The sequence below is a fragment of the Brachybacterium subflavum genome (genome assembly GCF_009299795.1).
GTDB lineage: Bacteria > Actinomycetota > Actinomycetes > Actinomycetales > Dermabacteraceae > Brachybacterium > Brachybacterium subflavum.
On sequence record NZ_VIGP01000004.1, the window covers coordinates 232,845 to 250,570 of the forward strand.

11 protein-coding genes are annotated in these 17,726 nt (G+C 72.9%); 8 read left to right on the top strand and 3 right to left on the bottom strand.

What is annotated here, in order from left to right:
* The first annotated feature begins 50 nt into the window (after positions 1–50).
* The gene (locus tag FHG10_RS11360; RefSeq protein WP_227488199.1) at positions 51–1,874 is read left to right on the top strand and encodes an ABC transporter transmembrane domain-containing protein; all 1,824 of its coding nucleotides are present in this window, start codon (positions 51–53) and stop codon (positions 1,872–1,874) included.
* An 8-nt stretch (positions 1,875–1,882) separates the two neighbouring features.
* On the top strand, positions 1,883–3,721 hold the full coding sequence (locus FHG10_RS11365; RefSeq protein ID WP_152353448.1) for an ABC transporter ATP-binding protein: 1,839 nt from the start codon (positions 1,883–1,885) through the stop codon (positions 3,719–3,721).
* Between the two features lie 45 nt (positions 3,722–3,766).
* Here the strand turns inward: FHG10_RS11365 and FHG10_RS11370 are convergent, their stop codons facing one another.
* The gene (locus tag FHG10_RS11370) at positions 3,767–5,827 is read right to left on the bottom strand and encodes a vWA domain-containing protein (RefSeq protein WP_193636284.1); all 2,061 of its coding nucleotides are present in this window, start codon (positions 5,825–5,827) and stop codon (positions 3,767–3,769) included.
* Between the two features lie 136 nt (positions 5,828–5,963).
* Here FHG10_RS11370 and FHG10_RS11375 point away from each other — a divergent pair, with 136 nt between their 5' ends.
* Together FHG10_RS11375 and FHG10_RS11380 are read left to right on the top strand one after the other, a co-directional pair.
* Positions 5,964–7,646, top strand: a complete 1,683-nt coding sequence (locus FHG10_RS11375) for a serine/threonine-protein kinase (protein ID WP_193636285.1) — start codon at positions 5,964–5,966, stop codon at positions 7,644–7,646.
* Positions 7,643–8,164 carry a DNA-binding protein gene (locus FHG10_RS11380; protein ID WP_152353451.1) on the top strand — a complete coding sequence of 174 codons (522 nt, stop codon included), beginning with the start codon at positions 7,643–7,645 and terminating at the stop codon, positions 8,162–8,164. Before FHG10_RS11375 ends, FHG10_RS11380 begins: the two co-directional genes overlap by 4 nt.
* Before the next feature lie 30 nt (positions 8,165–8,194).
* Here FHG10_RS11380 and FHG10_RS11385 read toward each other — a convergent pair whose 3' ends face one another.
* A complete protein-coding gene (locus FHG10_RS11385; protein ID WP_152353452.1) occupies positions 8,195–10,309 on the bottom strand; it encodes a vWA domain-containing protein in 2,115 nt (704 codons plus the stop codon).
* 348 nt (positions 10,310–10,657) lie between these two features.
* Here FHG10_RS11385 and FHG10_RS11390 point away from each other — a divergent pair, with 348 nt between their 5' ends.
* Entirely contained in the window at positions 10,658–11,317 is a 660-nt protein-coding gene (locus FHG10_RS11390) for a DUF402 domain-containing protein (protein ID WP_152353453.1), read from the top strand.
* 103 nt (positions 11,318–11,420) lie between these two features.
* Positions 11,421–13,982 carry an aminopeptidase N gene (gene pepN / locus FHG10_RS11395; RefSeq protein ID WP_152353454.1) on the top strand — a complete coding sequence of 854 codons (2,562 nt, stop codon included), beginning with the start codon at positions 11,421–11,423 and terminating at the stop codon, positions 13,980–13,982.
* Between the two features lie 123 nt (positions 13,983–14,105).
* Here the strand turns inward: pepN and FHG10_RS11400 are convergent, their stop codons facing one another.
* On the bottom strand, positions 14,106–15,110 hold the full coding sequence (locus FHG10_RS11400) for an iron-siderophore ABC transporter substrate-binding protein (RefSeq protein ID WP_152353455.1): 1,005 nt from the start codon (positions 15,108–15,110) through the stop codon (positions 14,106–14,108).
* 244 nt (positions 15,111–15,354) lie between these two features.
* On the opposite strand from FHG10_RS11400, the gene FHG10_RS11405 reads away from it, so the two are divergent.
* On the top strand, positions 15,355–16,536 hold the full coding sequence (locus tag FHG10_RS11405) for a FecCD family ABC transporter permease (protein WP_152353456.1): 1,182 nt from the start codon (positions 15,355–15,357) through the stop codon (positions 16,534–16,536).
* Positions 16,533–17,669, top strand: a complete 1,137-nt coding sequence (locus FHG10_RS11410; RefSeq protein ID WP_152353457.1) for a FecCD family ABC transporter permease — start codon at positions 16,533–16,535, stop codon at positions 17,667–17,669. Before FHG10_RS11405 ends, FHG10_RS11410 begins: the two co-directional genes overlap by 4 nt.
* Positions 17,670–17,726 lie beyond the last annotated feature (57 nt).

The following is a 17,726-nucleotide window of genomic DNA, read 5'->3' on the forward strand; positions in this document are numbered from 1 at the left end:
GGGCATGAAAAGACATTGCCACCGGCGCGCGGATGGGATGGGATTCACGAGTGCACGATTCCGCCTCCCCCTCCTCCGGCCAGCAGGCCGTCCCGCCCGCCGCGGATCCGGCGCAGGCGGCGGTCCCGCGTGTCTCCGTCATGCGGTCGATCGTGCGCAACCACCGCCGCTCGATCCCCTGGATCATGGCGACCTCCGCTTTCGTGGAGGCCGTCGACATGCTGGTCCCGATCCTGGTGGGCATCATCATCGACGTCGGCATCGTCCGCGGGAGCCTCGCGATCACCCTGCTGGGCGCCGCGGGCATCTTCGCGATGCGCCTCATCAGCACCTGGGTGTGGACGCTCATGTTCTCCGCCTCGCAGCGGGCGCGCCTGTTCGAGCGCCATCGGCTGCGGGTCGCGGTCACCGGCGCCGTGCTCGACCCGCGCTCGCGGCCGATCGAGCGTCCCGCCGGCGAGGTGCTCTCGATCGCGACCTCGGACGCGGACAAGGCCTCGGACATCATGGACATGCTGCCCTGGGCCTTCCCCGCCTCCGCGGTGGTCATCGGCAGCGGCGTCTGGCTCGCGGTGCTCGACCTCTGGCTGGGGCTGGCGACCCTCATCGGTATCGCCGTGATGGTGCTGGTGATCCGCGTGATCAGCCCAGTGCTCTCGGCCCGCTACGACGCCCAGCAGTCCCGTGCGGCCGACGCCGCCGCGACCGCGACCGACCTCGTCCACGGCCTGCGCGTGCTGCAGGGCCTGGGCGTGCAGTCCCGCGCCCGCACCCAGTACCGGCGCCGCTCGCGGATCGCCCTGGACGCGGCGCTCGTCAACGCCCGCTACTCGGGCGTCTCGAGCGGACTGACCACGCTGGTGACCGCCGCGATGATGGCGGCCGTCGTGATCATCGCCGCCCAGCGCACGGTCGCCGGCGACATGACCATCGGCACCCTGATCGCCGTGGTGGGCGTGGCCCGCTCGAACATGGGCATGCTGCAGGGTCTCTCGGGGATCCCGATCTGGTGGGCGAGCATGTCGACCTCCGCCGACCGCGTGCGCCGCCTGCTCGCGGACCTCGGCCGCACGGTCGACGATCCGGCGCTGACCCTCGGGCACCTCGCGACCGCGCGCGACGAGCGCGGCGAGGCGCGGCCCGGCGAGCGCCGCGCTGGCACGGGCGGCCTGCACCTGCGGGGCGTGGGCGCCGGCAGTCTCCAGGGCCTGGACATGGAGGTGCCCGACGGGCGCGTCATCGCGCTCGCCTGCGCGGACGCCCGCGACGCGGACGCGGTCGTGGAGGCCGTCAGCGGCCGCGCGGCACGCACCGGCGTCCACCTCGGCGACACCGAGGTCACCTCCACGACCCGCTTCGCCACCCGCGCGGACCTGCTGGTCGAGCCGCACGTCGTCGATCTCTTCGACGGCACCGTGCGCGAGCAGCTCGCCACGCGGGCACCCGCGAGCGATCCCACCGACGGCAGCGACGACTCCTGGGCCGATGCCGCCCTGCACGCCGCGGGGGCCGACGACCTGCTGCGGATCCTGCCCGAGGGCTACGACGCCCGCATCCTCGACCGCGGCGCGAACCTCTCCGGCGGCCAGCGCCAGCGGATCGCGCTCGCGCGGGCCGTCGCCTCGGACGCGCCGGTGCTCGTGCTGCAGGATCCGACCACCGCGGTGGACGCCGTCACCGAGCAGCACATCGCCGAGGCGCTCGTGGCGGCCCGCCGCGTCCCCGATCGGGCGACGCTGCTGGTCACCCGCGCCCCCGCGCTCCTGCGCGAGGCGGACGAGGTGCTCTACGTGCGCGGGGGCCGGATCACCGCCCGCGCCGACCACCAGGACCTCATGGACCGCGACGACTACAGGGAGATGGTGCGCCGATGATCCCCGACATGGCAGCCGTCCGGTGGGACCACGAGGCCGAGGACGTGCTCGAGTCCGACGCGACCGCGCGCCGCCAGCTCGACGAGCACGCCCAGATCCTGCCGATCGCCTCGGTGGGCACGTCCTTCTCGCACGTGGGCCGGCGCCTTCTCGCGCACTGGCCCTCGACCCTGCTCACCCTGCTGGTGGTGATCGGCGGCGCGATCGCCGCCGCGTGGATGCCGCGCCTGATCGGCGGGGCCGTCGACATCGTCCAGGACCGCGAGGGCTCCGCCGCCGTGTGGCGCCAGGGCGGACTGATCATGCTCGCCGGCGTGCTGCAGGCCGTGCTCTCCGCGCTCGGCTGGGCGCTCGTGAGCGGCATGGGCCAGCGGGTGCTCGCCGCCATGCGCGAGGACGTCATCGACCGCGCCCTGGACCTCCCCGCGCAGACCATGGAGGTCACCGGCATCGGCGATGCCCTCTCGCGGGTCGCCGACGACGTCGACGTCACCGCGCGCGCCGTCAACAACGTGGTCCCGAACCTCATCCAGATGGGGTTCTACGTGGTGGTCACGCTGATCGGCATGGCGACGCTCTCGCCGTGGCTGCTGATCCTGGTGGTCGTGGTGGTGCCGATGTACGCGGCCACGGGCGTGTGGTACCTGCGGCGCACGGCGCCCATCTACCGGCGCGAGCGCGTCGCGATGGGCGCCCGCGCCCAGGGCCTGCTCTCGGCGATCCACGGCATCCCCACCGTCCACGCCTACGGCATCGAGCGTCGGGAGACCCGCCACGTCGCGGTCCTCTCGGAGACCGCCGCGGTGCTGGCCATGCGAGTGATGGGCCTGGTCACGAAGGTCGTGAAGATCGTCGTGTGGCCGGAGAACCTGTCGATCGCCCTGGTGCTGATCCTCGGCTACGCGATGGTCCACGTGGGCGGGGCGCCGGTGGGCCTGGTGACCGCGGCTGCCCTCTACCTGATCTCGCTGCTGTGGCCGATGATGAACCTGCTGTTCAGCCTCGACGACGTGCAGTCGGCGGTGGCCAGCCTCACCCGCATGGTGGGTGTCATCGAGTCGATCGATCCGGCGTCCTCCCCCGGCGAGGAGGTGCCGGCGGACGCCTCGATCCGTCTGCGCGACGTCTCCCACGCCTACGGCGAGGACGCGGACGGCGCCGAGCGCACCGTGCTGCAGCCCATCGACCTGGACATCGCACCGGGCGAGTCGATCGCCCTCGTGGGGGCGTCCGGCGCCGGCAAGTCGACGCTCGCCGCGATCATCACCGGCACCCTCACCCCGCGCCACGGCTCCGTGCTCCACGGCGGCGCCGACCTCGCCCGCGCGGACCTCGAGTCGGTGCGCCACCACGCGGTGATCGTCTCGCAGGACGTCCATGTGTTCCGCGGGACGCTCGCCGAGGACCTGCGGCTGGCCCGTCCCGAGGCGACCGACGAGGAGCTCTGGGCGGCGCTGCGCGAGGTCGAGGCGGACGCCTGGGCCGAGCTGCTCCCCCGCGGTCTGGACACGGAGGTCGGCGAGAAGGGCGAGCGGCTGACGGCCGAGCAGTCCCAGCAGCTCGCGCTCGCCCGGGTGGCGCTGCGCGATCCGGCGGTGCTGGTGCTCGACGAGGCCACGGCCGACGAGGGCTCCTCCGGCGCCCGCGTCCTCGAGCGCGCCGCGACCCAGGTGGCCCGCGACCGCACCACGGTGATCGTCGCCCACCGCCTGTCCCAGGCGAAGGAGGCCGACCGGATCCTGGTGATGGAGGGCGGCCGCGTCGTCGAGCAGGGCCCGCACGCGGAACTCGTGGACCACGGCGGCGTCTACGCCGAGCTCTGGGCCGCCTGGAGCGGGAACGACTGAGGACGGGAGCGACCCCGGGCCGGAATCGACCGAGCCGGGCCCGCGTCAGCGACGGCGCCGCGCGCGCAGGACGAGTGCCGCCCCGGCAGCGAGCAGGGCGACCGCACCCGCTCCCACCGCACCCACGACCAGGGCTGGCCGGGTGCCGGCGCCCGACGCCTCGCCGGAGCCCGACGACCCGCCGTCGGCCCGGTCCGCCGCGTCCGGTGCATCACCGGATCCTGCGGCGGGGTCCTTCGGGGGCACCGGCTCCGTGACGAGATCAGGGTTCTGGCCCGCCTTCCCGTCCACGGCGATCGTGAGGTGGTAGCGGCGGGTCTGCTTCTTCGCGTCGGTGTCCGTGCCGCCGAGCGTCGTCATCGCCAGGTCCATCTCCTGGCGCCCGCCCAGCCAGTTCGTGGACACCGATTCGTCGTCCGCGGTCCGGTTCGCCAGCTGCACGGGGGCGGACATGCCGCCGCCCGTCCTGCCCGTGGTGTTCACGGTGTCGAAGGCGGTGATGTCCTGCGGGAAGACGACCTGCCGCAGCGGATTGCGCAGGACGACGTCGAGCTCCGTATCGGGGCCGTCGGAGGTGTCGTCGTCGGGCTCGATGGACCAGGAGAGCCTCTGGCCCTCGTCGACCTGCACCGCGAGAGCGCGGAAGTCACCGGGCACCATCTCGATCTCGTAGTCCCCCGGCTCCAGCACCGGGGCGGAGGACGGCGAGCGGCCCAGCTCGGTGAGCTCCGTCGGGGCTGCGCCCTGGGTCGTCCCCTTGTTCTCCGAGGCCCTCGCGGGCTCCCCTGCAGCGGCACCTCCCCCGTCCTTCGTCCCGTCGGAGCTCCCGTCGGCCCCGGCCGTCTCGATGGCGGTCGTGATCTCGACGGGCAGCGGCTGGTCCGCATACTTCGTGCCGCTGCGCTCGACCTCGAGGTAGACGGGCCCGGCGGCGCAGCCGTCGTCGTCGCCGGCGGGTGCGGAGTCCGCCTGCGCCCCCACGGGCTCGTCGGCCGTCATGGTGGAGCCGATGCTGCCGTCGTTCGCGGCGGCGCAGGACTCTCCGTCGGCATCCACCACGTCCATGTCGAGCCAGAGCTGGTCCGTGGAGCCGGAGTCACCGATGCCGTTGTCACCGGGCGGCGGGATGATCGTCGCCGAGGCGTGCACCCGCTGCCCCTTCGCGAGATCGATCCGGTAGTACTTCTTCTCACCCTCGTCGGTGTAGTCCTCGGCGCCGGTCGCGAAGGTGTCCAGCCAGTCGCCCGGCTGGATCGCGGCCGCCTTCTGCGGGGACTGCCCACCGCTCACCGGGGTCCCGCCCACCTCGTACCCCTGGAGGGTGCGCGTGGCGCGGGTGACCAGCTGCTCCTCGAGCTCGTCGCCCGAGCTCGCGTCGGAGTAGGTGCCGCCGGTCGCGTCCGTGATGCAGGAGAGGTCCGCCCGCGCCTTCGCGTCCACGCGGAAGCCGATCGCGTGGATCGTGAGGTCCACGCCCTCCTTCTTCAACTGCTGGGCCACCTCGCAGGGCGGGGGCGGGGAGCAGGAGTCGATGCCGTCGCTGACCAGTACGATCGCCCGGTCGCCGGTCTTGGGCAGGGCCGCTGCGGCCTCCTTCAAGGAGGTGCTGATCGGTGTGTACCCGCTGGCCTGCGTGCCGTCGATCCCCTTCTTCAGCGCATCGGAGTCGTCGGCGCCGACGGGAGTGACGACCTGGACGTCCTGACAGCCCTTCGTCTTGTCCGCTGCAGTGTTCCCGGTGCGCGCCCCGTAGACGGTGAGACCCAGCTGCGCGCCGTCGGGAAGGTCGTCGACGAGCGACGTGGCCGCCTTCTTGGCCGCCTCCATGCGGGTGCTGCCGGAGGAGTCGCCGTCCTCCGCGGCCATCGAGCCCGAGGCGTCGAGGATGAGCATGGTGGGCACGGTCGCCGAGACGCCGCTGCCGCTCGTTCCTCCGGAGCCGTCCGAGCCGTCCCCGGGGTCGGCGAGCGCGGGTGCCGCGGGCAGGAGCAGCGCGGCGACGAGGCCGAGCGCGGCCGAGAGCAGTCCGGCCCGGGCCGTCGTTCCCGACCCGGCTGCGCCGGTGCACTTCGTGCGCTCGTGGTCGGTGCGGGTTCCCTCGCCCATGGTCTCCCCCTCGTCATCGGCGCCGTCCTGCCGGCCCCCAATTCGGAGCCGAGTATTCACAATAGCAAACACAACTGTCAAGCGAGCGCGCCGACGACGGGCGGCGAGGAACACGGAACCGTACGATGACCATGCCATGTCCGACGTCATCGCCGGTCGCATCGACCTCCTGGACCCCCTCGCGCGCGGCGCCTCCGGGGCGCTGTGGCGCGCCGTGGACCTGCGTTTCGGGGCGATCTGCGCGGCGAAGGTGATGCGCCAGCGCGACGGGGCGGACGTGCTGCGCTTCGTGCGCGAGCAGTCCGTCGGAGCGCACGGTCCGCGCGCTCTCGGCGCGCACCCGCACCTGCTGCCGCCCTACACGTGGGTCGCCGAGGACGACGCGGTGGTGCTCGCGATGCCGCTGATCCGCGGCGGCACACTGGGCCAGTCGCTGGCCGATCACGGTGCGCTGCATCCTCTGCTCGTCGCCGAGCTGACCCGTCAGCTGCTCGATGCGCTCGCGGCGATGCACGGGAAGCGCTGGCTGCACCGGGATGTGAAGCCCGCGAACCTCCTCCTGCAGGTCACCGGCACCGGATGCCCGCACCTGCGGCTCGCCGACTTCGGCATCGCCCTGCACGAGGACGACGCGCGTCTGACGGAGACCGGATTCGTCCACGGCACCCCCGGCTTCATGTCTCCCGAGCGGCTGCGCGGCGAGGGCGCGAGCGCCGCCCAGGACGTCTGGGCCGCCGGCGCCGTGGCCCTGCGCGGCCTCGGCGTGCACGCCGATCTCGAGGCGGGCCAGGACCCGCAGGCGCTCCTCGCCGGAGCCCTCGACGGGTCCTTTCCCGAGCTGCACCGGACGCTGCACGCGATGCTCGAGCGCGATCCCGCCCTGAGGCCGACGGCGAGCGCCGCGCGCGACGCCCTCCCGGGGCCGACGCGCGCTGCCCCGCGCTGGCTCGTCACGGCCGACGGCGACCCCTTCGAGGTGTTCGACCTGCTGGATCCGCTCCCGGAGGGCTCATCCGCGCGCGACCTGCCCGAGATCCCCGCGGACGGGCCCGACGCGCTCGCCCCGCGCAGCACGAGCCTGCACGAGCGGATCAGCGAGCGCGCCGCGCGCGCCACACCCTCCGCGGCTCCCGGATCCAGCCCGTCGACGGGGAAGGCATCGACCTCCGCGCCCGACTCCGAACCCGCCTCCGCGCCCGTTCCTGCTCCTGCTCCTGCTCCTGCTCCTGCTCCTGCTCCCACCCCAGCTACAGCGCCGGATGCGGACACGGTCCCGTCCGCGCGGCCCGCGCGAGACGAGGACGCCACACCCTCGACCAGCCGGCTCGGAGATGACGGGGGACCGACTCGCGTCACCCCGCAGGTCGAGGACACCTCGGCGGCGCCGGCTCCGCAGCAGCGCACGGCAGCGCCGGCAGCGCCGGCAGCGCCGGCAGCGCCGACAGCAGCTGAGCCGCATCCCCGGCGCGCGACCCTGCGTCCGGTGATCGTGCTGGCCGTGATCGCGGCGCTCGCCCTCGTGGTCGCGATCGTGCTCGGAGCGCTCGCGATGCGCGCTGGGGCCGAGGGGCCGAGCGGGTCGGGAGCCCGCTCGTCGTCCCCGGCGAGCAGCTCCGCCGCGCCCCCGTCCGACGCCCCCTCCACGGCGCCCGGCACTCCCTCGGACACCGCATCCGCGTCCGAGGACGTCTCCGCGGAGCCCGTCGCCGGTCGAGCCTGCGCCTGGAACCTGGAGGGCGAGAAGTCCACGACATCCGATGGCACCGCCGTGACCTGCACCCGCAGCGGGGACGACACCTTCACCTGGGAGGAACGATGACCCCCGCCGCCGACGAGCTCGACGCGAACCGCGAGGCACAGCGCGCCCTGTACGGCGAGACCCTCGAGGTGCGCCTCGGGGCGATCACGCGCACCTACGGGGTCTCGCAGCGACGCCTGGCCCGAGCCCTCGGGATCAGCGCACCCATGCTCTCGCAGCTGATCTCGGCCAAGCGCGTGAAGATGGGCAACCCTCTGGCGCACGAGCGCATGGCCGTCCTCGAGCAGCGCGCCGGTGAGGTCGACACACCCGCGAGCGCCGAGCAGATCCTCGAGGCCGTGGGAGCCTCCGACATCGCGACCACCACGCAGATGCGCACCGACACGCGGCGCACCCGCGCCGAGGACAGCACCGGTCGCGCCGGCGAGCTCGCCGCGATGCTGCGCGAGGAGCTGGGCGAGGACGAGCTGCGCGCGGCCCTGGACGGGCTCTCCGCCGGCTCCGCACCGCGTCTGCGGGGCCTGCTCGAGTCAGCACTGGGGGACCGACGGCCTGCCGGGACAGAACGGGCCGACTGAGGCGGAACGGGCCGACGGAGACGGTCCCTCTCAGCCGCGGCGCCGGCGCAGCAGCACCACGCCGACGGCGATCGCCGCGAGGGCCACGACCCCGGCACCGACCGCGCCGACGACGAGCGCCGTGCGCGCGGGGCTGCTGTGCTCCGCCGAGGCGCGCGGCGAGTCCTCCGCATCGGAGGCACCGCCGCCGTCGGAGGGCGAACCGCCCGACCCGTCGGCCGACCCGTCGTCGGACGCGGAGCCCGTGCCGCTCGTGGAGTCATCACCCGTGGAACCCGCCGCGGACACATCCTGGTCGGTGACGGCGGCGCCGTCCTCGTGCTCCGCCTCGGTGCGCACCAGGTCGGGCGTCGTCTGGGCGGTCCCGTCGACCTGCACGGTGAGCAGGAAGGTGCTGGGCTCGGATGACTTCTGGTCGTCCGCGGAGCCTCCGCCGGAGCCCAGGCCGAGCTGGAGGTACTGGTCCCCGCCCAGCCAGGGCTCGGAGCCGGTGAAGTAGTCGTCGTCGAGGACGGAGAGGTGCACCGGGGCGGACATGCTGTCGCTCTTGGCGTACTGGTCGTCCTCGCTCACGACCATCTCCGTGACGTCGCCCGAGCCCGCGGCGGGAACCGGCTGCAGGAGCGGGTTCAGCATGACCATGCTCGCCGTCTCGACGTCGGGGGTGGAGCTGTCGTCGTCGACCTTGTCGACGGCGTGCTCGGTGCTCAGGTGCCAGCTCAGGCGCTGCCCCTCCTCGGCGTGGACCTTCACGAGGCCGACGTCGCCGGGGACCATCTTCACGCGGTAGGTGCCGGGGGTGAGGTCGGGCGCCTGGGCGGCAGACCGCCCCAGCTCCACGGTTCCCTTCACGCGCGACTGCTCCTTCACGCTCGGGGCGTCGGAGGCCTCCTCGGCCTTCGGCAGGGAGTCGCTGCTCTTCCCCTGTACGCCCACGCGGATCTCGACGGGCAGCGGCTGGTCCGCGAGCTTCGCGCCCGAGCGCTCGACCGCGAGGTACAGGGCGCCGTCCGCGCCCTCGCATCCCGATCCGCCCGCGGGCTGCGAATCGGCGGATGCCCGCACGGGCGTCTCCGAGTCGGTGATGTTGCCGATGTTGTCGGTGGTGGCGTCGTCGCACTCCTCGCCGTCGGCCGTCACCAGGTGCGCGTCGAGGAACATGACGTGGGAGTCATCGTCGTCGGTCGCCCAGCCGCGGTCGCCGGGCGGCGGGACGATGGCCGCGGAGGCGTGCACGCGCTCCCCCGGGCTCACGGGAATCTTGTAGTACTTCGTGAGGCCGTCGTCGCCGAGGTCCTCCGTCGAGCCGTGCGCGAAGGTGTCGAGGTACGCGCCGGCGTCGATCCCGGGGGCTTCGTCGGTGCTCTTCCCTCCGCTCACGGCGTCGCCCTCGACCTGGTACCCCTGGAGGGCGCGCGTGGTGCGCGCGGTGAGCTGGGTGCTCAGCTGGTCGCCGTCGGAGACGTCGGTGTAGGTGCCGCCGGTCGCATCGGCGACGCACTGCAGGCTCTTGCGGGCATCGGCGTCCACCTTGAAGCCGATCGCATGGACGGCGAGGTCCACGCCCTGCTTCTTGAGGTCCTTGGCGACCGCGCACGGGTCCGGGGGCGCGCAGGAGTCGATGCCGTCGCTGACCAGCACGATCGAGCGCTCGCCCTTCGAGGGCAGCTTCTTCGCCGCCGTCCTCAGCGCCTTCCCGATGGGCGTGTACCCCGAGGCGTCCACACCGTCGATCCCCGCGTGGAGGTCCTTCTGGTTGTCGGTGCCGACGCCCGCGATCACGTCGACGTCCTTGCAGCCCTTCGCCTTGTCCGCGGCCGTGTTCCCGGTGTGCGCTCCGTAGACCTCGAGGCCCAGCTCGGCGCCGTCCGGCAGTTCGTCGACGAGGGAGTCGGCGGCGCTCTTGGCGACGCTCATGCGGGTCGCGCCCGAGGAGTCCCCGTCCTTCGCCGCCATCGATCCGGAGGCGTCCAGGATCAGCATCGTGGGAACGGTCGCGTCGGTGCCCTCGCCCTGCCCGCCGGATCCGCCGTCCCCCTCGGCCCGGGCGCTGCCCGCGCCCAGGGTCCAGAGGGCCTGCACCAGCAGCAGCGCCACCAGCAGTCGCACCGCGCGGCGCGCCATGCTCCAGGTTCTCGTGCTCATCGCCCGTCTCCCCTCGGCCCGCTGCTGTGCGGACCCGATGATCGAGTGCTCCGCGCCGGCTGATCCCGCCGACCATGCAGAGATGTTTGCAAATGCGAACACTCGTGTCAAGCGGCCCCTCCCGACACGCCGAGCAGCCGGCGATCGGAGGACGCCCCGCCCCGCGCGCCGCGCACGCGCCGCGCGGCCGTCCTGCCGCAGCCCGCATCGGACCTCGGCTCCTCCCCTGCACTGCACGTCCTGCGCGGTATGGTCGCCTCATACACCTTCCCCTCGCGGGGTGAAGATCCTGGGCCGGCGGGCCGGTCGTCCCGGGTCCCCGTGGGGCCTACCCGGCCAGGAGACGTCATGTCCTCCACACCGCACTGGTCACCCGGCGATCAGGTGACCTGGACCTACTACACCCTCCAGCACCCCACCCGCACCGTCCGCCCCGGCACCGTGGTCCTCGACGACGACGAGCGCGGCCTGGTGGTCTGGATCGCGCCCGGCACCGAGGTGCTGCTGCCCGTCCTCGAGAACGGTGCGCCGCTGCGCCGCGCCGGGGACGAAGGCATGTTCACGAGGCCCCGCGTCCAGTCCAAGCAGCTGTGGACGGGCAACGGCATCCTCATGATCGGCCTGCCCGGCCGCCCCTACTCGGTGTGGCTGTTCTACAAGGACGACGGCTCGCTGGGCTGCTACTACGTGAACCTCGAGACCCCCTTCGAGCGCACCGAGGAGGGCGTGCGCACGCGCGACCTGGTGCTCGATCTGGTCGTGCTGCCGCGCCGCGACTGGCACTACAAGGACGAGGACGAGCTCGAGGGCGCCGAGAGCGTGGGCTACTTCTCCCCTGGCGAGGCCAGCGAGATCAGGGCCGCGGGACGCACCGCCGAGCACGACATCAAGGAGTGGAGCTACCCGTTCTCCGCGGGCTTCGAGCACTTCTTCCCCGACCCCAGCTGGTCGATCCCACCGCTGCCCGCGCACTACTCCTGGGACCTGGACCTGACGCAGAAGCGCTGAGGGACAGGCGGTCCCGTCCCCCATCCCGGACCCGTCGGTCCTGACCGGGCTCGCTCCCCCGTTCCGGTCCGTCGGCCCGCGCCTCGGTGGCAGGATGGGAATCATGCCTGTGAACCCTTCTGAGAACCTCACCCGCGACGAGGCGCGCGAGCGCGCCTCGTTCCTGACCACCGACACCTACGACGTGCGCCTGGACCTGACCACGGGCCCGACCACCTTCGTCACCGAGTCGACCATCCGCTTCTCCTCGACCGAGGCGCGCCCCACCTTCGTGGACCTCATCGCCCCGTCGGTCCGCGAGATCGAGCTCAACGGCGAGCTGCTCGAGGACCCCGCCTCCCGCTTCGACGGCGCCCGGGTGCAGCTGCCCGAGCTCGCCGTCGGCCAGAACACCGTGCGGATCCTGGCCGACGGCGCGTATATGAACACCGGCGAGGGCCTGCACCGCTTCGTGGATCCGGTCGACGACGCGGTGTACCTCTACACGCAGTTCGAGGTCTCCGACGCCCGCCGCATGTTCGCGAACTTCGAGCAGCCCGACCTCAAGGCGACCTTCCGCTTCACGATCACCGCGCCCGAGCACTGGCGCGTCATCTCCAACTCCCCCACCCCGCAGCCGGCCCCGGCCGCCGAGGGCACCGCGACCTGGGCCTTCGAGCCCACCACGACCATCTCCACCTACCTCACGGCGCTCATCGCGGGCACCTACGAGGGCGGAGAGGGCTCCGTGACCACGCGCGACGGCCGCACCATCCCCATGGGCGTCTACGCGCGCGCCTCGCTCGCCGAGCACCTGGACCCCCAGAACATCATCGACATCACGAAGGCCGGCATCGACTTCTACGAGGAGGCCTTCGACTGCGACTTCCCGTTCCCCAAGTACGACCAGATCTTCGTGCCGGAGTACAACATGGGCGCGATGGAGAACCCGGGCGCCATCACGTTCGTGGAGTCCTACGTGTTCCGCTCCGACGTCTCCGACGCGATCCGCGAGCGCCGCGACCTCACGATCCTCCACGAGCTCGCGCACATGTGGTTCGGCGACCTGGTGACCATGCGCTGGTGGGACGACCTGTGGCTGAACGAGTCCTTCGCCGAGTACGCCTCGACCCTCTCGAGCGCCGAGGCCACGACGTGGACCGACGCCTGGACCACGTTCGCGAGCTCCGAGAAGGCCTGGGCCTACCGCCAGGACCAGCTGCCCTCGACCCACCCGATCGTGGCCGACATGGTCGACTTCGACGCGGTCGAGACGAACTTCGACGGCATCACCTACGCCAAGGGCGCCTCGGTGCTGCGCCAGCTCGTGGCCTACGTCGGCAAGGACGCGTTCTTCGAGGGCCTGCGCGCGTACTTCCGCAAGCACGCCTGGTCCAACACCGAGCTCAAGGACCTGCTGACCGAGCTCACCGAGACCAGCGGGCGCGACCTCGCCTCCTGGTCGCAGCTGTGGCTGGAGACCGCGGGCGTGAACACCCTGCGTCCGCGCATCGAGCGGGAGGCCGACGGAACCGTCGTCTCCTTCGCGATCGAGCAGACCGCCGCGCCCGAGCACCCCACCCTGCGACCCCACCGCCTGGGCATCGCCGGCTTCACCCTCGAGGGCGGAGCGCTGCGCCGCACCGAGAGCGTGGAGATCGACGTCGACGGCGAGGTCACCGAGGTCGATGCGCTCGTCGGCACGCGCGCGGACCTCTGGCTGCTGAACGACGGCGACCTCGCGTACGCGAAGATCCGCCTGGACGAGGACTCCCTGGGCGTGGCCATGGAGCACCTGCGCGACATCGAGGACCCGCTGGCGCGGACCCTGATCTGGTCGGCCGCCTGGGACATGGTGCGCGACGCCGAGCTGCCCAGCCGCCGCTTCCAGGAGCTCGTCCTCGCGAACATCACGGGCGAGGACTCCTCGAGCGTGCTGCGCACCCTGCTCGGCCAGCTGGCCTCGGTCGCCGGCCCGTACGCCTCTCCGGCCGAGCGCGCCGCGCGGACCACCTCCGCGGCCGACGCCCTCTGGGAGCTCGCCCAGGCCGCCGAGGCCGGCAGCGACGCCCAGTTCCAGTTCGTCACCGAGTTCGCGCTGCTCTCCTCGAAAGACGAGCACGCGGGGATCCTCGAGTCGCTGCTCGACGGCACGGTGACCCTGCCCGGACGCGAGATCGACACCGACCTGCGCTGGTCGCTCGTGATCGCGCTGTCTGCCCTGGGCAGGATGGACGACGCGGCGATCGACACCGTGCTCGCCACCGACGACACCCAGTCCGGTCGCAAGAAGGCCCTCACCGCGAAGGCCGCGCGGCCGACGCCGGAGACCAAGGCCGAGGCCTGGCGGGCCACGGTCGAGGAGGACGCCCTGCCCAACGAGTCCCTGAGCTCGGTGGTCATGGGCTTCCGCCGCGTGAGCGAGCCGGAGCTGATCGCGCCGTACGAGTCGCGCTACTTCGACATGCTCGAGGGCGTGTGGGAGAACCGCTCGAGCGAGATCGCCAACCGCCTCATCCAGGGCTACTTCCCGGCGGACTTCGGCGGGGAGTCGGTGGTCGAGGCGGCCGACGCGTGGCTCGCCGCGCACACCTCCGCGCCGCTCGGCCTGCGCCGCCCGATCATCGAGGGCCGCGACACCGTCGCCCGCCAGCTGCGCGTGCGCGAGGCCGACGTCCCGGCCTGACCCCTCCGATGGGGCGCCGCCCGGCGGCCTGCGCCGACCCGCCTGTGCGGGTCTGCGGACCATTCAGCGACGCGAAAGGTCCGCAGACCCGCACAGGGCGACGGCCGGGTGCGGCGGGTCGGGTCAGCTGCCCAGGGCCTTCTCGATCTTGTCGGGGAGCTGCTTGAGCGCGTACTCCTGGGCGAGCACGGTGCCCAGGGAGAAGGCGCTGGAGAGGTCGCCGTCCACGACCACATCGCGTCCGTCGGCCACCGCGGGGATCTGCTTCCACTGCTTGTCGTCGGTGATGTCGGTGGTCTTGATGTAGATCGGGAAGGCGACGACGAGGTCGGCGTCCAGCTCGTCGAGCTGCTCGGCGGAGATCGAGACGGAGAATCCGGAGTCGCCGGTGGGCAGCGCCGCGATCTTCTTCGACTGGGTGAAGCCGAGGTTCTCGAGGAAGCCCAGGCGGGTCTCGCCCTCGACGTAGGCGCCCCAGCCCTCGGAGGTCTTCGTCGCGACCGTCACCGACATGCCCTTCCAGTCGGGGTGCGCGTCGGCGACCTTCGAGAACTTCTCGTCGAGGCCCTTCTGGAGCTCGTCGGCCTTCGCCGTGGCGCCGAGCGCCTTGCCGATGATCGCGAGCTGGTCCTTCGGGGAGACCAGGTAGTTCGCGCCGTCCTTCGGTACGCCCACGGTGGTCGTGATCTGGGAGAGGCGCTTGTAGCGGTCCTTGTCGCCCGAGCTCTTGACGTCCAGGATCAGGTCCGGCTCGAGCGCGGCGATGGCCTCGAAGTCGGGCTCGAGGGTCTCGATGATCGTGGGGGCCTCGTCGTACATCCCCTTGGCCCAGGGGCCCACGCCCTCCCCGCCGAAGGCGATCCAGTCGGAGGCGCCCACCGGCTGCACGCCGAGCGAGAGCGCTGTCTCCGCGTCGCCCCAGCCCAGCGCGACCACGCGAGTGGGCTTCTCGGTGATCTCGACGTCGCCGAACAGCGTGGAGATGGTGACGGGGAACGCGCCGTCGGCCCCGCCGGCGTCCGAGCCGGAGCCGGAAGAGCTGGAGTCGTCGGACCCGCCGCAGGCGGCGAGCAGGCCGGCGGACCCCATGACGAGTCCGGACGCGAAGAGGGAACGGCGTGTGAGCATCGAGGGACCTCCGGGTGGAAGTGGACACAGGGGACGCTCGCGCGCTCGGGCGTGCGTCACGACAAAGGTTAGACTCACCTCAGCTGTGCGCCCAGCCCCTGACAGCGCACTTACCGCACGTCACATCCCGTCCGCCCCGCGCATCCGCCGCGCGTCCCGCATCCCCGTGGGACGGCATCGACCCGATCTCCTCCCGCGAGGCGTCGGTGACCGCCGGCGTGGGCGCTGCCGATCCGGAGGCACCATGAGCAGTACCGCCGCGGCGCCCTCCGCGCGCGCCCCGCGCTCAGCCGGCGACGGCGCGGAGGATCCGGCCGACGGCGCGGGCCGGGACCCCCATGAGGGCCATTCCCCGCGCGCGGGCCGACGCGCCCGCCCCACCCACGGCGCCCGTCCCGCCCTGCTCATCGCCTCGGTGCTCGTGATCCTGCTGGCGCTGTGCATCGCCTCCCTCGCGATCGGCTCGCGTCCGGTCCCCCCGACCACGGTGCTGCGCATCCTGGTCGATACCCTCGCCCACCTCGGGGACGGCGGATCGAGCGCCCGCGCGGGGTCTCTCGGCCTGAGCGTCCAGGACTACGCGGCCGTGAGCGACCTGCGCCTGCCGCGCACGACGATCGCCCTGCTGGCAGGGGCGGGGCTGGGCCTCGCCGGGGCACTCATCCAATCCCTCACCCGCAACCCCATGGCGGAGTCGGGGATCCTCGGGCTGAACGCCGGCGCGGCCTTCGCGGTAGCGCTCGCGATCACGGTCCTGGGGATCACGGCGCCGGCGGGCTTCGTCTGGTTCGCGCTGCTCGGCGCGTTCGTGGGGACGGTCGCCGTGTGGCTGATCGGCACGGCCGGCGGCATGGTCTCCCCCGAGCGGCTCACCCTCGCGGGCGTCGCCCTGGGCGCGGTCCTCGCCGGCATCACCTCGGCGATGCGGCTGACGAACCCGCAGCGGTTCTCGGCCCTGCTGGTCTGGGAGAGCGGCGATCTGTCCCAGCGCGGATGGTCCCTCGTGGTGCCTGCGCTCCCGTTCCTCGCGATCGGCGTGGTCCTCGCCCTGCTGCTCGCGCCGGGCATGAACCTGCTGGCCCTCGGCGACGACCTCGCGGTCGCGGCGGGCGCCCACCTGCTGCGGATCCGTGTGCTCATGGTGCTCGCGATCACCCTGCTCGCGGGAGCGGCGACGGTGATGGCCGGACCGATCTCCTTCGTCGGCCTGATGGCCCCGCACGTGGCCCGGTGGATCGTCGGCCCCGATCAGCGCCGGCTGCTGCCGCTCGCGATGGCGATCTCCGCAGCAGTCATGCTCGTGGCCGACGTGCTGGCGCGGGTGATCCTCTGGCCGAGCGAGGTCCCCGCCGGGATCGTCGCGGCCGTCGTCGGCGCCCCCGTGCTCATCGTGCTCGTGCGCCGGACCCGAGCGAGCGGCCTGTGAGCACCGCGTCCGCCTCACCCGACGCGCCCGCCGGCCGCTCCGGATCCGCCGACCCGGTCGCCCGGCACCGGCGCGACGAGCGCCGCCGGGACCGCATCGTCCTGGGCGCCCTGGTCTTCGCGACGCTGGCGATCGCCCTGCTCGCCCTGTACCTGGGAAGCTCCTCCGTGATCTTCTCCGACACCCCGCACGGCACGCTCGGCGGCCTCCTCGAGGCGCTGCGCGGCGACGGCCCGCGCGCGATGATCGTGCGCGAGTGGCGACTGCCGCGGGTGGTCGCGGGCCTCGCCTTCGGGGCGGCGCTCGGCGCCTCGGGCGCGATCTTCCAGACCCTCACCCGCAACGCCCTGGGCTCGCCCGACGTCCTCGGCTTCTCCACCGGCTCCTACACGGGCGTGCTGGTCGCGACCGTGCTCCTGGGCGCAGGCGGGCTCGCCTCGAGCGACAGCGCGCTCGCGCAGGCGGCGGCCTCCCTGGGCGAGACCGGCGGAGCCCTGCTGGGCGGGATCGGCGCGGCGATCCTCGTGTACGTCCTCGCCTACCGGGACGGGATCCAGGGGTTCCGCCTGATCATCGTGGGCATCGCCATCGCCGCGACCCTCTCGAGCGTCAACACGTTCCTGCTGCTGCGGGCGAAGGAGGAGGTGGCGATGGCGGCGAGCATCTGGGGAGCCGGCTCCTTCGACCTCATGTCCTGGCCCGCGCTGCTGCCCGCCCTCGCGGTCCTCGTGCTGCTCACTCCCGCGGTGATCGCATCCGTCCCGGTGATCCACCAGCTCGAGCTGGGCGACGACACCGCGGCCATGCACGGCGTGCGGGTGGAGCGGGCGCGCCGCATCGTGCTGCTCATCGCCGTCGCCCTGGTGGCGGTGTGCACGGCCGTCGCCGGCCCGATCGCCTTCATCGCGCTGTCCGCGCCGCAGGTCGGACGGCTGCTGGTGCGCCGCCCGGGCATCCCGATCCTGCCGGCCGCCCTCGTCGGCGCGCTCCTGCTCACCTCGGCCGACGTCGCCTCCCAGCAGCTGCTCCCGCAGACCGTCCCCGTGGGCATGGTCACCGTGGTCCTGGGCGGGGTGTATCTCGTCGTGCTCCTGGTCGCGCAGTCCACGCGCGCGCTGCGCCGACGGGTGTGAGCCACCTGTCCCGCGCGCTCACTGACGACGTGGAGGACCGATCGTTAGGGTCGGATC

What these genes read in the sequence shown, in the direction of transcription:
- FHG10_RS11365 (WP_152353448.1), top strand. Translation starts at nt 1,883, where the DNA reads ATGGCAGCCGTCCGGTGGGACCACGAGGCCGAGGACGTGCTCGAGTCC.
- FHG10_RS11370 (WP_193636284.1), bottom strand. Translation starts at nt 5,827, where the DNA reads ATGGGCGAGGGAACCCGCACCGACCACGAGCGCACGAAGTGCACCGGC.
- FHG10_RS11375 (WP_193636285.1), top strand. Translation starts at nt 5,964, where the DNA reads ATGTCCGACGTCATCGCCGGTCGCATCGACCTCCTGGACCCCCTCGCG.
- FHG10_RS11380 (WP_152353451.1), top strand. Translation starts at nt 7,643, where the DNA reads ATGACCCCCGCCGCCGACGAGCTCGACGCGAACCGCGAGGCACAGCGC.
- FHG10_RS11385 (WP_152353452.1), bottom strand. Translation starts at nt 10,309, where the DNA reads ATGAGCACGAGAACCTGGAGCATGGCGCGCCGCGCGGTGCGACTGCTG.
- FHG10_RS11390 (WP_152353453.1), top strand. Translation starts at nt 10,658, where the DNA reads ATGTCCTCCACACCGCACTGGTCACCCGGCGATCAGGTGACCTGGACC.
- pepN (WP_152353454.1), top strand. Translation starts at nt 11,421, where the DNA reads ATGCCTGTGAACCCTTCTGAGAACCTCACCCGCGACGAGGCGCGCGAG.
- FHG10_RS11400 (WP_152353455.1), bottom strand. Translation starts at nt 15,110, where the DNA reads ATGCTCACACGCCGTTCCCTCTTCGCGTCCGGACTCGTCATGGGGTCC.
- FHG10_RS11405 (WP_152353456.1), top strand. Translation starts at nt 15,355, where the DNA reads ATGAGCAGTACCGCCGCGGCGCCCTCCGCGCGCGCCCCGCGCTCAGCC.